Source organism: Arenibacter flavimaris, from assembly GCF_030291335.1.
GTDB lineage: Bacteria > Bacteroidota > Bacteroidia > Flavobacteriales > Flavobacteriaceae > Arenibacter.
The window spans coordinates 122,467-136,554 of sequence record NZ_JASWIM010000005.1 but is presented as its reverse complement, the minus strand read 5'-3'; the positions used below and the strand labels follow the sequence as shown (position 1 = coordinate 136,554).

Sequence of the window (14,088 nt, the reverse complement as noted above, 5' to 3'; positions counted from 1 at the left end):
TTTAAGAGATTACACCTGAACCTATAAGTTCCTCTCCAATATACCAGGCTACAAATTGCCCTTCCGTAATAGCCGATTGTTTTTCAACAAAATCTACATACAGACCTGCATCCACCCTGTAAAGTGTTGCTTTTTGCAATGGTTGACGATATCTTATCCTTGCCATAACCTCCATGGTCTGATCCACTTCCAATGCCAGATCTGCGCGCACCCAATGCAATTCATCATTGTTCACAAATAGCGTTCTACGGTAAAGCCCAGGATGACTCTTGCCCTGACCAGTATAGATTACATTTTGGTCAACATCGGTTTCAATTACGAACAAGGGTTCTTTGGTGCCCCCCACGTCCAATCCCTTGCGCTGTCCTTTGGTAAAGTAATGGGCTCCTTGGTGCTCCCCTACTACTTTCCCATCGGTTGGTTCATAGTGTGGCTTTTCAGCAAAAAAGGCCAATTCCTCCAGTTTGGAGGCAAACTGGGGAACCGTACTCCCATACTGCTCCAACACAGCTGGAACTTCTACAATTACCCCTTTTTTGGGTCGTAATTTCTGCTGCAGAAACTCCGGCAACCGTACCTTCCCAATAAAACACAATCCTTGGGAATCCTTTTTATCGGCAGTGATCAAATCATTATCAGCAGCTATTTTCCTAACCTCAGGCTTCTGTAACTCCCCTATTGGGAACAAGGTTTTGGCGAGTTGTTCCTGGGATAGTTGACATAAAAAATAGGATTGGTCCTTATTTCCGTCCGCACCTGCCAGCAATCGATAGGTCTCCGTTCCGTCCTCATTTTTTATAATGCCCTTTCTACAATAGTGTCCTGTTGCTACATAGTCTGCTCCCAGCTGCATAGCAATTTTCATAAATACATCAAACTTTATTTCCCTATTGCACAGCACATCGGGGTTTGGAGTTCTACCTTTTTCGTATTCCCTGAACATATAATCCACAATACGTTCTTTGTACTGGGCACTTAAGTCCACTGTCTGAAAGGGTATTCCCAACTTCTCCGCCACTATAAGGGCATCATTGCTATCCTCCAACCAAGGGCATTCCTTGGAAATGGTCACGGAATCGTCGTGCCAATTCTTCATAAAAAGGCCAATAACCTCATAGCCTTGCTCCTTTAATAGATATGCCGTAACACTGGAATCCACACCGCCGGAAAGTCCGACTACCACCTTTTGCATCTGTAATTATTTAATGTTATCCTTAGTCGTTCCAAACCAATTATGACTTACACTGCAAAAATACGAAATTGGAATTTGCTTCCCCCAAAAATACCGTGTAATGACAATTGCCGGGATATGTGCTTACCCAATGATAATCAATTGCCATCCAATAAAGGTATTAAACCTCAGGACAAGCCTATCTGCCGAAAAAGGCAGGCCTGTCTGCCGACAAAGGCAGGCCCTGAACCCAATAATAGGAATCGACCCTAGGGTCGAGGTATTGAACCTAGATCCCGCCGAAAAAGGCGGGATTAGTTCAACTTGTAATTTTAAGTGCGTCTTACTGACTTCTCAAAATTGAGTTTCACTAATAAATTATCTGGACCCATATTAATTTGGCCTTGTGCCTATTTCTTTTAAGCATACCATATTGATAAAAGTGGAGCCCCCCCTCTTAAAGAAGAATAATCAAGTTATAAAAAACACCCATACATCAAAAGAAGCCACTTTAGCATACTAAAAAGAACACTTTACAACTATTAGTTTTATACAGCCTAAAAAAAAACAATCTTTGGAGACCCAAATCTTACCAAATTAAACCAAGCCAATGCTAAAAACCCCGACCAAATGGCCGGGGTTTTTATTGATACCGCCAAAAGGGTATAATACCCCAAGGCTTGCCTCGTAAATTAAAGTTCGTATCCTACGAATGCCTCGCGGGCTTGCCCCGAGGTAGTTTACTTAAGGAATGACTCCGGCACCTTACTACTAGGTTTTAAGCACATCCATAAAATTCAAAAAAAAAGTGCTTGAATAAATCCAAGCACTTTAATTCTATATTAAGTGGATTTCGTCTTATTTCTTGCCTAACTTTTTCTGTTCCTCGGCCTGCTCCATCATTTCCCTCATCTTTTTCTGAAACTTATTTTCCTTTTTAGGCTTCTTTTTATTCTCTTGTATCTGGGCGTGGATCTTATCCTCATCCAAAATAAAATTCTTGATGGCCAACATTATAAAAATGGTGATCAAGTTAGATACAAAATAGTACAAACTCAGTCCACTTGCATAGTTGTTGAAGAAAACCAACATCATCAAGGGGGACAAATACATAATAAATTTCATATTAGGCATTCCGGGTTGGGTCTGCATATTCTGTCCTGTTGTCATCATCATATAAAAGAATATGGCAACGGAGGCCAATATTGGAAACAAACTTACGTGATCCCCATAAAATGGAATGGTAAACGGCAATTGTGCAATGGCATCATAGGAAGAAAGGTCATCTGCCCATAAAAACGGCTTCTGTCTCAATGCAAAGGAAGTTGGGAAAAACATAAACAGGGCATAGAAAATTGGCATCTGCAACAAAGCAGGCACACAGCCACTCATAGGACTTACCCCGGCCTTGTTGTACAATTTCATGGTTTCCTGCTGCTTTTTCATGGCATTGTCCTTGAACTTTTCATTAAGCTCTGTAATTTCAGGCTTCAACACCTTCATTTTAGCTTGGGACAAGTAAGATTTATAAGTGGCCGGTGACATAATAAGTCTTACCAAAATAGTCATGACCACAATGGCAATACCATAAGGCAGGAACGAACTAAGGAATGTATATACAGGGGTAAAGATATATCTATTGATCCATCCAAAAATACCCCAACCGAAGGGAATGGAATCTTCCAGCCCCAATTCCTTGTACTGAGCCAAGACCTTGACATCTGTAGGCCCGTAGTACCAGTTAAAATTATAGGCAAATTCACCACCTTGCAACTCCAAAGGTACCACAGCGGCAAATTCTTTGGTAAATTGTTGGGTGTGACTTTCTTCCTCCACCAAATTTACAGAATTCAATTTCGCGGTTTCAAACTTATTGGCATAGGTAAGTATAGAGCTAAAAAAGTGTTGACGGTAAGAAATCCATTTCACATCCACCTCCGTTTCCTCATCCTCACTACCTTCGGACAACTTACTTATTTTGTCCCCATCGTGGTTATAGGTAACCCTAGTATATCTATTCTCATATTGGATACTTTTGGAATGGCGGATCGCCTTCATCTTCCAATCCAAATCAATGGGTTTGGAACTATTAACAATGCCATTTAAACCTTGTGAACGCACTGTAAAACCAATGAGATATTCGTCTGGTTTCATTTCGTAGCGATACTCCAGAAACTTATCCGCTGCCACTTTGGCTTTCATGGAAAGCACCTGATTGTCACCAGATTTGGAAAGTGTGGGTTCAAAGTAAAGATCATTGGTGTTCAATACCCTGTTGTCCGAAGTACTAAAATTAAGGGCAAAATTGGCATTGCCATCTTTTATTAAATAAACGGGAATGGAATCATAGGTTACGTACCCTTTCATCTTTGCCTCGATTATCTGGCCTCCCTTATTGCTTATTTCCAAAAAAACAACATCGTTTTCCAATACCGTTGTTCCCTCTGAAGGAGCCGTATAACCAAAGGCACCTATAGCACTTTTGTAACTTGCAACGGCCGTAGAATCTTGTAGATCAACTGTTTTTGGTTGGGCAACCTCTTCTTTGGTTACATCGGCTTTTTGCATTTCAGCGGCTTCAAGCTGCTCTTGTTTTGCCTTCTGCGCTTCCAGCTCTTCCGGTGTTGGCTGGTTCTGCCAAAACATAAAAATAAGAATACCAAAAATCAGCACAAAACCGATAATGGTATTAATATCCAATTTCTTTTCCTCCATCTAAAATTTAATTTTAAAATATTATCGGCAGGGATATAAACAACAGCTACGTTCCCAACGGATTAAATCAGCTTGCAAATATATGCCCAATTAGATTATATATGTCAAACTGGCATAGTTTATTGCTTTCCTTCCTTCTGATGTTTTAAGGCAGCTTTAATAAACCCTACGAACAACGGGTGCGGATTGTCTACCGTACTCTTGTATTCAGGGTGATATTGTACCCCAATAAACCAAGGATGGGCAGGCACCTCTACTATTTCTACCAAACCAGTTTCCTTATTTATCCCGGAGGCAACCAGCCCGGCTTCCTCCAATTGCTTTTTATAATTGTTGTTAAACTCATAACGATGCCGATGGCGCTCAGAAATTTCGGAAGCTCCGTGATAGATCTTTTGTACCAAACTATCTTTTTCCAAATGACAGTCCCAAGCTCCCAGTCGCATAGTCCCCCCCTTGTTAACAATATTCTTCTGTTCTTCCATAATACTGATTACCGGGTCAGAGGTGTTTTCGTCCATCTCCGTGGAATTTGCTCCCTTTAGACCTAGTACATTTCTGGAATATTCAATTACGGCCATTTGCATTCCCAAACAAATACCCAAAAATGGTATTTTATTTTCACGGGCAAACTGCACTGCCTTAATTTTGCCTTCTATTCCCCTTTCACCAAAACCTGGGGCTACTAGGATTCCGTCCAGACCCTGCATCTTTTTTTCCACATTCTTGGCCGTAAGATGTTCGGAATGAATTGATTTCACCTTTACCTTTACATGGTTTACCGATCCTGCATGGATAAAGGATTCCAAAATGGATTTATAAGAGTCCTGTAATTCCACATACTTCCCAATAAGACCAACGGTCACCTCATTTTTTGGATTCTTGTGCCACTGTAAAAATTGGTTCCAATTTGTAAGATCGGGCACTACATTGTCCGGTAGTGCCAACTTTTTTAAGGTTACGGTATCCAATCCTTCCTCTTGCATCAATATAGGTACATCATATATGGTTGATGCATCAATGGATTGTATAACCGCTTCCCTTTTTACATTGCAAAAAAGTGCCAATTTTTCCTTTAAGTCATCCGGAATCTCATGTTCTGTTCTACAGACCAAAATATCTGCCTTGATACCGCTTTCCATTAAAGTTTTTACGGAATGTTGGGTAGGTTTGGTTTTTAACTCCCCAGCTGCAGAAAGATAAGGCACCAAGGTTAAATGAATAACAATCCCATTATTATCGCCCAACTCCCACAGCAACTGGCGTACAGCTTCAATATATGGCAAGGATTCTATATCCCCAACAGTACCCCCAATTTCGGTAATGACAATATCATAATCCCCACTTTTCCCCAATAACTGGATACGCTCCTTAATTTCATTGGTGATATGAGGCACTACCTGAACCGTTTTTCCCAAAAATTCACCTCTGCGTTCCTTTTCAATAACACTTTGGTAAATTCTTCCGGTGGTTACATTATTTGCCTGTGAAGTCCTAACATTCAAAAAGCGCTCGTAATGACCCAAATCCAAATCGGTCTCTGCACCATCATCGGTAACATAGCATTCGCCATGTTCATAGGGATTTAAAGTTCCCGGATCAACATTTATGTAAGGGTCCAATTTTTGAATAGTGGTTCTATAACCCCGAGCCTGTAACAATTTGGCAAGAGAGGCTGCTATAATCCCTTTTCCGAGGGATGAAGTAACCCCACCGGTTACAAAAATATATTTAGTCTGCGACATGAAGCGTTAGGTTGAATTCGTAACGCGAGCAAAAATACGAATTGCTATAACAATTCATGGGTATTATTGGGGAAAATCTTTTTGAATTTTGCGAATTAAGCCCTCAAGTCCATTAATTTTAATTTCCAGCATGGCCCGTAACAAATTTCCCAGCTTTCCCTCTGGAAAACCGCTTTGTTGAAACCACACCAAATAAGGTTCGGGAAGTTCCACCAAATATCTTCCCTTAAATTTACCAAATGGCATTCTATAATGGGCCAATTCTATTAATTGCCTCTTGTCCGGAACTACATTCATACTAAAGATTCTATCCAAAGATAGGACCTTCAAAGATGCAACCCAAGCATTTGATCAAAATCCAATACTAATTTTATACCAAACGTATTTTCAACATTCCCATAGGGAATTTCGTATTTTTAAGACAAATCCCCTATCTTTAAACACGTATAATTTACATTTATAAATTTTAGCCTTGGATTTGGCTTTATCAACAATTTGGATTGATCATTCTGATATTAGGTAGTTCAATATATCCGGAAAATATCATCTAAGAACCTTTTTAAAAACCATACTGGACCTTCATATAAAAACACATAGATGAAACGAAGAACATTTATAGGAACCTCAGCAGCCGCGTCGGTTGGCCTACTGGCTTGCAAAAATGGAAATGCCATGCAAACAAACACAAAAATTGAAGCAAAACTAAACAACAACATTAATCACAGCGTTTGCTATTGGTGCTATGGGAGCATCCCTCTTGAAGATTTTCTAAAGTCCCTAAACGAATTGGGAATAAAAAGTATAGACCTTATTGGTCCTAAAGACTGGCCCTTGCTAAAGAAGTACAATATTAATTCCTCCATGTGCAACGGGGCCGAAATAAGTCTTACCGAGGGTTGGAACGACCCCAAATATCATGAAACTTTGATTAATAATTACACAGAGATGATTCCCAAGGTAGCGGCCGCAGGTTATACCAATCTTATCTGTTTTAGCGGCAATCGAAGGGGAATGGATGATGCCGTTGGACTACAAAACTGTGTAGACGGATTAAAGAAGATTATGCCCCTTGCCGAAAAACACGGGGTGGTAATCCAAATGGAATTATTGAATTCCAAGGTGAACCACGAAGATTATATGTGCGACCACACCGAATGGGGGGTGGAATTATGCAAAAAATTAGGGTCCGATAATTTCAAACTGCTTTATGATATTTACCATATGCAGATAATGGAAGGCGACATTATTCGGAACATCCAAGACTATCATTCGTACTTTGGGCATTACCACACCGGTGGAAATCCCGGACGAAATGAAATTAACGAAACTCAGGAACTATATTATCCTGCCATCATGAGGGCTATTCTGGCAACAGGTTATAAAGGACATGTGGCCCAAGAATTCATCCCCACTTGGGAGGATAAAATAGCCGCCCTAAAAGAGGGAGTGACCATTTGCGACGTATAAAGTTAAATATGGTGAACGGGATACTTTTGAAAAGGTATCCCGTTAATTGTTTAGTGCTTTTCCTATCTTTTTGTTCCAAATTAATTGCTGAACGGTATCCCTGGAAAAATTGGTCTCTGAGTCATATTGGTTCTGATAGTCGTTTAGCTCACGGAGCACATTCCTATATATCTCTTTAACCTCCGCCTTTGCATTGTTGGTGAATTTGGTCCTGGCCAGTATTTGTCTCAATTTTCGGGCAAACACTTCGGAAATATCAAAGTGCAATTGTTCATGGCTCAGGATGATCGGGTTGGCCAATTTAGGCTTGTACCACGATTTATCCGAATAAAAATAAGTATCCACCTTAAAATCAAGTTCCATTGCATCCTTGGTCCCTTGTGCAGAAAAACTATAGGAGATACCACTGGCCGTAATAGCCGCGGCACTGGAAATACCGGATGGCCTCCCCTTGAAATCGGACCAGCTTAATTTTTTTTCCGGGGTCCATAAAATCAACTCATCTTCCTGGGCATAGCCCAAATGGGACATAAGCCATATAAGAAGCCATACTACTTTCGTTAAAGTTCCCACTGAAAAATGATATTCCTTACTATAGATGGATGCGGGCTATTATGCACAGGATATGTACTTGCCGCATGCTTAAAATTTCTTCCGTATTTACTAGAAACAATCTTGGCGATCCGTCTAGGATAGACCTCCATATGCTTTTTGGATCCGGTAGGGAAGTCCTCCGATTCCATCCCCATCAATTCACAGCTCGTGCCAAATCCATCTGCAAAGGTTAGTTTCGCTTTCAACGGAATCAATCCTTAAGTTCTACAATATTCATATTCTCAAATCCGAGGATGTAGGAAGCCCTGTTGTAATACCCGGATGAGATATCTTTGTTAAAATTGAATTTGTTGCCCACATATTCGGTTTCACCAACAAGTTTGGAAGCACTTACCAAGTCTTCTTTATAAGCCAATTTTAGAAGTAGGTCATAAGTAAGGTCAAATCCGCGAATTGCGTAAGCATCCGGTTCCGCACCATACCTCTTCCTATATAATTTCACAAAACTATTCTCCCCAACTTCCCTGGATGCAGAAGGGTAGGTAAATCTTAAATTGGAAAGATGGGCGTAGGAAACAATTTCACTTTCAAAGGCCTTGTTCTTATCCGTGGTAAAAAGGCGTATGCTAATATCCTCATTTATCATTGAATTAAGCAAAGAGCCTACGTGATAAACCACATTTGCCTGATCAGTTTCCAAAAACACCCAATTCTCCGTCTCCAAAGAAAATATTTTGGTGATTTTCTGGATATCCACTGAACGATCTTCCTTTAAAGCCACTATTATAGCCCCAGGAAACTTCATTAACAAAGCAGATTCGGTAGCCTTGTTCTTTTGATCGGCAATTATGATAACGTTTTCATTTGTCCTTAGTCCCTCTACATAGGTCATCATATGTTCCTGCATGACCTTTTCCGAAGGAAGGGCGAAAAACACATTGTTCAAACTTAAATCGCTTTTATCCGATAAAGGCGCAACCACGGGCACTCCATATTCAGAGGCCTGCAGCGCTACCTCTTTTAGGGATTGGGTCTCCAAAGGCCCGAAAATTGCCGATACCCCCATTAAATTCTCCTTTTGCAATATGCCCTTGGTGCGATTTAGGTTCAATTGGGTATCATAGGTTTTAACATCAACGGAGATTCCGAGTTTGGCTATGGAATCCAAGGCAACCATGGCCCCGGAATAAAGTCCCAAACTATATTTTACATCCTTTCTGTTCTCAATGGCACTTTTGGTAGCTGCATTGTCGTTTAGATCCAATCTGTCCAATCTAAAAGGCAAAAGAAATACCAATTTTGGGCGGTTTAGCGTATTGATGCTGTCCTTTAAATTGATCTTATCCAGGATAAGGGCATTTTTTACATCAAAATTCCCTGTTTGGGCCTTGGGAAGCTTCAAGACCATACCAGCCTTTAATCCATCCTTTAACTCTGGATTTAGTTCCAATAACTCCGTATAGGTAACACCAAATTTGCGCGTAAGTGAAAACTCGGTTTGCTTTGGTTTCACCTCATAGAAATTGTAATTATCAATATTGACCTCACCAGTCTCAATCTTTTTCGCCGGAATCCTTAGGACCATACCTTCCTTTAACCCTCCCCGTTCTTTTATTTCAGGATTCAAGGCTATTATTTCGTTGGCCGTTAATCCAAATTTTTTCTCCAAACTATAAAAAGTTTGCTTGGCCGGAACCGTATATGAATTGTACAGTTGGGTATCCTGATCCTCAATGGAGCTCCCCAGTATCTTGGGCAATAGCAACTCTTGCCCAGAGGACAGATAATCGGTTATTTTGGACAATTTAGGATTTAACACCAGTAAGCTATCTATGGTAATCCCGTACTTATTGGCTATACTCCAACGCGTTTCCTTGGGTTGTACCGTATAGATTTCATAATTTTCTTCAATGTATGCCTTTTCGGATGGGTCTACCCTTTTATACTTGGGTATCTTAAGAATCATGCCTTTTTTCAATTGAACGGAGTACAGCTCTTTATTGTACCGTTTAATTTCATCCTCCGAGATATTGTACCGTTTGGCAATTCCGAACAAGGTTTCCTTTCTTTTGGTCTTGTGCGAAGTATATCCTATTGGCTCCCGATGCTTAGGGTTGGACTCGTCAACTTGTAATGCCTGCAATAAGGCATCTACCTTTGAAACGCTATCACTTTTTACACCCGCGCCATTGGAAGATGGTATTACCAAAATAGTATTGGCCCTTAGAGCCTGGCCCTTTTTTAGCTCCTTGTTATAATGTAATATTCCTTGCTCGCTAACATTGTATCTTTTTGCGATACTTTCCAATGTTTCCCCCGATTTAACGGAATGGGTAGTGAATTTTTGTGCAATTGCATTGATGCTCACCAACATTAATAAAAATGTCGTCAATATTAATTTTCCAAATATTTTCACAAGTATAGATTTTATTTGTTCTATTTAAAATATGCCATGTACAAAATTGAGAACGAACATAAATACAACAATGTTATAATTAAAACTAAAAAATAATGCACAGCCGGAAATTCATAATTCCTTGGTACTAGCTCTCAAATTATTCCCATTCGATCGTTGCAGGTGGTTTGGAACTAATATCATAAACCACTCTATTTACACCCCTAACCTTATTGATAATGTCGTTGGAGGTTTTTTGAAGGAACTCATAGGGTAAATTTACCCAATCGGCCGTCATACCATCCGTGCTTTCCACCGCTCTTAAAGCTACACATTTTTCATAAGTCCTTTCATCTCCCATTACACCTACACTATTCACAGGCAAAAGCATAGCCCCTGCTTGCCAAACCTTATCATAAAGTCCCCATTCCTTTAATCCGTTGATAAAGATGGCATCTACCTCCTGCAAAATAGCCACTTTCTCGCGTGTAACATCCCCAAGGATGCGAATGGCCAAGCCTGGTCCAGGGAAGGGATGCCTTCCCAACAACTCCTTATCTATTCCCAAACTGGCACCAACACGCCTAACCTCATCTTTAAACAACATTCGTAAGGGCTCCACTACCTTCAATTTCATATAATCTGGCAATCCACCAACATTATGATGACTTTTAATGGTGGCTGACGGACCTCCCGTGGCAGAGACAGACTCTATAACATCGGGATATATTGTTCCTTGTGCCAACCATTTTGCATCTTCCACCAAATGGGATTCATCATCAAAGACCTCAATAAAGACCCTTCCAATGGTCTTTCTTTTCTTCTCAGGATCACTTTCCCCTTCCAGACTATCCAAAAAACGTGCCGAAGCGTCAACACCCTTCACATTTAATCCCATTCCTTCATATTGGTCCAATACCGATTGGAACTCGTTTTTCCTCAACAGTCCATTATTAACGAAAATACAGTGTAAATGTTTTCCAATTGCTCTGTGCAATAAGACTGCGGCTACTGTGGAGTCCACCCCCCCGGACAGCCCAAGTATTACCTTTTCACCTCCAATTTTAGCCTTTAATTCCGCAACGGTAGTTTCAACGAAAGAATCCGGGGTCCATGTTTGGGCCACCCCAGCTATATGGACCAAAAAGTTTTCCAACAATTTCTTCCCATCGGTAGTATGATATACTTCCGGATGAAATTGAATGGCATAGGTATCTTCCCCTTTTAACTTATAGGCCGCATTTTCCACATCATGGGTACTTGCCAATTTAATGGCTCCTTCAGGTAATTTTTTAATGGTATCGCTATGGCTCATCCAAACCTGGCTTCCTTCAGAAATCCCTTGAAAAAAGGATTCACTGTGATCTATAAAGGACAATTTTGCCCTGCCGTATTCACGGGTATTGGAAGGAGCCACATTGCCACCGTTAAAGTGCGCCAAATATTGGGCTCCGTAACAAACTGCCAATAGAGGTTTCTTCCCTTTGATCTGGGATAGATCAGGATGTGGAGCATCATCCCCCCTAACAGAAAAAGGCGATCCAGAAAGGATAACAGCCTTGTATTCCGATAAATCTTCGGGCAAATGGTTGTACGGTTTTATTTCGCAGAAAATATTAAGTTCCCTGACCCTTCTAGCGATGAGCTGCGTATACTGGGAACCAAAATCTAATATGAGGACGTTATTTTGCATGGGCAAAAATAGTAATTTGAAATTTTTGAAAAAGTATCTTTTGGGTATAATAATCACAAAACTTATAAACAGCAAGTTATTGGGGAGGCTATTTGTCGATATAGCCTATTAAACTAAGGCTTCATTAAAGCCGTAAAAAACACAAAAATTGCCTGTAACCCACAACAACCCAATTGGAACAGGGTGAAAATTTGGCTCAATTGCAAAGATTTTTTAATATAAGCACAAAAAAAGCCCGGTAACCAACCGGGCTTACTAATCAAAACCAACCTAAACCAATTAACTAATTATTAGTACTCACAATTTCCTGAGAAATTATTTTCAAATTCATAGCAATTTATATCTATAACACCTGAGAAAAGAAATACCCTACTCCAACATTTATTTTTATCTTTAATAAACCTAAAAAAGTTTATCATGGCCACCGATTATTTAGAGGAAATAAGGGAAGAACTACAAAAGGCCCCCAAGGAAAAAGACCATCCCTTTCGTTTTTTCACGCTTGCCACTGTAGGGTTGGACCAGGTAGCCCGTTTACGCACTGTCGTATTGAGGGAAGTTTCCGAAAATCTACTACTGATTTTTTATACCGATAAGCGCTCAAAAAAAATTACCCATATAAAAGAAAACAAAAGGGTTAGCCTACTCCTATACCATCCAGGTAAACTGCTTCAATTAAAAATCGAAGGCACGGCCACCTACAAAGATGACGATGCCACCAAAGAGCAATATTGGAGCAAACTGGACAGCTACGCAAAAAAGCAATACACTACTAGCAGGTCTCCTGGGAGTAATTTAATCAACCCCCAAAATCTTGAATATTTGAGTGAAGAAAACCATTTCTGTCTTGTAGAGATTACACCCTACAAAATTGAATATCTAAAGTTAAGTCAACCCCACCATATTAGGGTCCGATTCTCCAAAGTAGGTGTACAATGGGAAAGTGAATACTTGGTGCCCTAACACCATTCTAGGCCATGGAATCCAATATCATCGAGATATCCTTCTCCGTGGTATCCGGATTAATAAAACAAAAACGAGCCACCGTTACATAAACACCCTTTTGTCTATACTTGGTGGGCGTTACAAGGGCAAAACCTTCCCGGTGATTTTTATAGGTCCATTGGGTATAATCTTCTGGAGACCATCCCTTTCTTCTAAACAAAACACAGGAAAGACTTGGCTCCCTTACCAATTCCACCAAGGGGTGCCTATTTATTAATTCCCCTGCCAAATTGGCCAACCCAATACCCTGATCAACTGCCCATGAATATTTATCGGTCCCGTGCATGGCCAGTGAAAACCAAAGCGGCAATCCCCTGACCCTACGTGTCAATTGTATTTGATAATCCGAAGGGTTAAAACCATGGGCACCCTCATCCTTAAATATTTCCAAATAGGAACCTTCCTGCGAATGCGCTTCCTTGGCCAATTCCGGATTTTTATAAATTATGGCCCCACAATCATAGGGTGAAAAAAGCCATTTATGCGGGTCAATGGTAATACTATCAGCCCTTTCTATCCCTTGAAACAAGGGCCGGGCCGATTTAGAGGCCAAGGCGCCCCCTCCATAGGCGGCATCCACATGGAACCAAAGGTTTTCGGTCTTGCAAATTTCGGCAATACCGGACAAATCATCTATTATACCAGCGTTTGTGGTACCCCCAGTTGCCACAACGGCAAATAACCTATCCCTTTGTTGGGCATCCAAGGAATTTAATCTTTCACTTAGGGCCTCTGCGGTCATCTTTTCCTCGGTTTCCACCAAAAGCACATCACAATCTATAACCTTGGCCATCGACTTTACCGATGAATGGGCTCCGGAAGAGGTTATGATCAAGCCTTTTTTATTCACATTCCCCGGATTCTTCCTCCAATTTTCCCTAGCAGTTACCATGGCCGATAAATTGGCAGCCGTTCCGCCGCTGGTAAATACCCCGAACGATCCCTTTGGCAAACCAGTTAAGGTCACCAACCATTTCATAGCCTCGTTTTCGCAAAATATACCCCCTGCCCCTTCCATCCAATACGCTCCGTGAATACTTGATGCCGAAGTTACCAGATCGAACATGACCGCCGCTCTTGTAGGTGAGGCCGGTACAAATGCCAAATGTCTGGGGTGATCAATAGGTACGGTAGCTTTTATAAGTACCTCTTTAAACAACTGAAAAGCCCTTTCCCCGCCTATTCCATCGGGAGTTATTGTTTCCCCAACCAAGCTCTTTAACTCTTCTTCTTTTTTAGGTTTGCCCAATTCAGGAGCTGGATGGGTAATTCGACCAATGGCGTATTTCATGACATCCAATGTCATTTCCACCATTTCAAAGTCTATTTTGTGCATGGACAT

The 14,088-nt window shown here is 40.8% G+C and carries 11 protein-coding genes; 2 read left to right on the top strand and 9 right to left on the bottom strand.

Translation table 11 applies throughout. The features are described from left to right. Position 1: 1 nt before the first annotated feature. From mnmA to QSE00_RS06465, 4 genes are all read right to left on the bottom strand, one after another. Complete coding sequence (mnmA, locus tag QSE00_RS06480; protein WP_286105350.1) at positions 2-1,192, bottom strand: tRNA 2-thiouridine(34) synthase MnmA; 1,191 nt, start codon at positions 1,190-1,192, stop codon at positions 2-4. An 837-nt stretch (positions 1,193-2,029) separates the two neighbouring features. Further along, a complete protein-coding gene (gene yidC / locus QSE00_RS06475) occupies positions 2,030-3,886 on the bottom strand; it encodes a membrane protein insertase YidC (RefSeq protein WP_286105349.1) in 1,857 nt (618 codons plus the stop codon). Positions 3,887-4,005: 119 nt separating this feature from the next. After that, on the bottom strand, positions 4,006-5,631 hold the full coding sequence (locus QSE00_RS06470) for a CTP synthase (protein ID WP_110357828.1): 1,626 nt from the start codon (positions 5,629-5,631) through the stop codon (positions 4,006-4,008). Between the two features lie 63 nt (positions 5,632-5,694). Next, the gene (locus tag QSE00_RS06465; RefSeq protein ID WP_072862729.1) at positions 5,695-5,928 is read right to left on the bottom strand and encodes a DUF3820 family protein; all 234 of its coding nucleotides are present in this window, start codon (positions 5,926-5,928) and stop codon (positions 5,695-5,697) included. A gap of 300 nt (positions 5,929-6,228) precedes the next feature. Here QSE00_RS06465 and QSE00_RS06460 point away from each other — a divergent pair, with 300 nt between their 5' ends. Beyond that, positions 6,229-7,098: a hydroxypyruvate isomerase family protein gene (locus QSE00_RS06460; RefSeq protein WP_286105348.1), complete on the top strand. Its 870-nt coding sequence runs from the start codon at positions 6,229-6,231 to the stop codon at positions 7,096-7,098. A gap of 42 nt (positions 7,099-7,140) precedes the next feature. Here QSE00_RS06460 and QSE00_RS06455 read toward each other — a convergent pair whose 3' ends face one another. From QSE00_RS06455 to guaA, 4 genes are all read right to left on the bottom strand, one after another. Next, positions 7,141-7,671 carry a DUF922 domain-containing protein gene (locus QSE00_RS06455; protein ID WP_286105347.1) on the bottom strand — a complete coding sequence of 177 codons (531 nt, stop codon included), beginning with the start codon at positions 7,669-7,671 and terminating at the stop codon, positions 7,141-7,143. Next, on the bottom strand, positions 7,659-7,898 hold the full coding sequence (locus QSE00_RS06450; RefSeq protein WP_286105346.1) for a hypothetical protein: 240 nt from the start codon (positions 7,896-7,898) through the stop codon (positions 7,659-7,661). The genes QSE00_RS06455 and QSE00_RS06450 overlap by 13 nt, the downstream gene beginning before the upstream one ends. A gap of 5 nt (positions 7,899-7,903) precedes the next feature. Beyond that, entirely contained in the window at positions 7,904-10,069 is a 2,166-nt protein-coding gene (locus QSE00_RS06445; protein WP_286105345.1) for a LysM peptidoglycan-binding domain-containing protein, read from the bottom strand. A 139-nt stretch (positions 10,070-10,208) separates the two neighbouring features. Continuing rightward, a complete protein-coding gene (gene guaA, locus QSE00_RS06440; protein ID WP_286105344.1) occupies positions 10,209-11,741 on the bottom strand; it encodes a glutamine-hydrolyzing GMP synthase in 1,533 nt (510 codons plus the stop codon). A 417-nt stretch (positions 11,742-12,158) separates the two neighbouring features. Here guaA and QSE00_RS06435 point away from each other — a divergent pair, with 417 nt between their 5' ends. After that, complete coding sequence (locus tag QSE00_RS06435) at positions 12,159-12,704, top strand: pyridoxamine 5'-phosphate oxidase family protein (RefSeq protein WP_286105343.1); 546 nt, start codon at positions 12,159-12,161, stop codon at positions 12,702-12,704. A 7-nt stretch (positions 12,705-12,711) separates the two neighbouring features. On the opposite strand, the gene QSE00_RS06430 is transcribed toward QSE00_RS06435, so the two are convergent. Continuing rightward, a complete protein-coding gene (locus tag QSE00_RS06430; protein ID WP_286105342.1) occupies positions 12,712-14,082 on the bottom strand; it encodes a pyridoxal phosphate-dependent decarboxylase family protein in 1,371 nt (456 codons plus the stop codon). Positions 14,083-14,088 lie beyond the last annotated feature (6 nt).

Excerpts from the sequence above, each read along its gene's own strand:
- mnmA (WP_286105350.1), bottom strand. The coding sequence starts at position 1,192 with ATGCAAAAGGTGGTAGTCGGACTTTCCGGCGGTGTGGATTCCAGTGTT.
- yidC (WP_286105349.1), bottom strand. The coding sequence starts at position 3,886 with ATGGAGGAAAAGAAATTGGATATTAATACCATTATCGGTTTTGTGCTG.
- QSE00_RS06470 (WP_110357828.1), bottom strand. The coding sequence starts at position 5,631 with ATGTCGCAGACTAAATATATTTTTGTAACCGGTGGGGTTACTTCATCC.
- QSE00_RS06465 (WP_072862729.1), bottom strand. The coding sequence starts at position 5,928 with ATGAATGTAGTTCCGGACAAGAGGCAATTAATAGAATTGGCCCATTAT.
- QSE00_RS06460 (WP_286105348.1), top strand. The coding sequence starts at position 6,229 with ATGAAACGAAGAACATTTATAGGAACCTCAGCAGCCGCGTCGGTTGGC.
- guaA (WP_286105344.1), bottom strand. The coding sequence starts at position 11,741 with ATGCAAAATAACGTCCTCATATTAGATTTTGGTTCCCAGTATACGCAG.
- QSE00_RS06435 (WP_286105343.1), top strand. The coding sequence starts at position 12,159 with ATGGCCACCGATTATTTAGAGGAAATAAGGGAAGAACTACAAAAGGCC.
- QSE00_RS06430 (WP_286105342.1), bottom strand. The coding sequence starts at position 14,082 with ATGCACAAAATAGACTTTGAAATGGTGGAAATGACATTGGATGTCATG.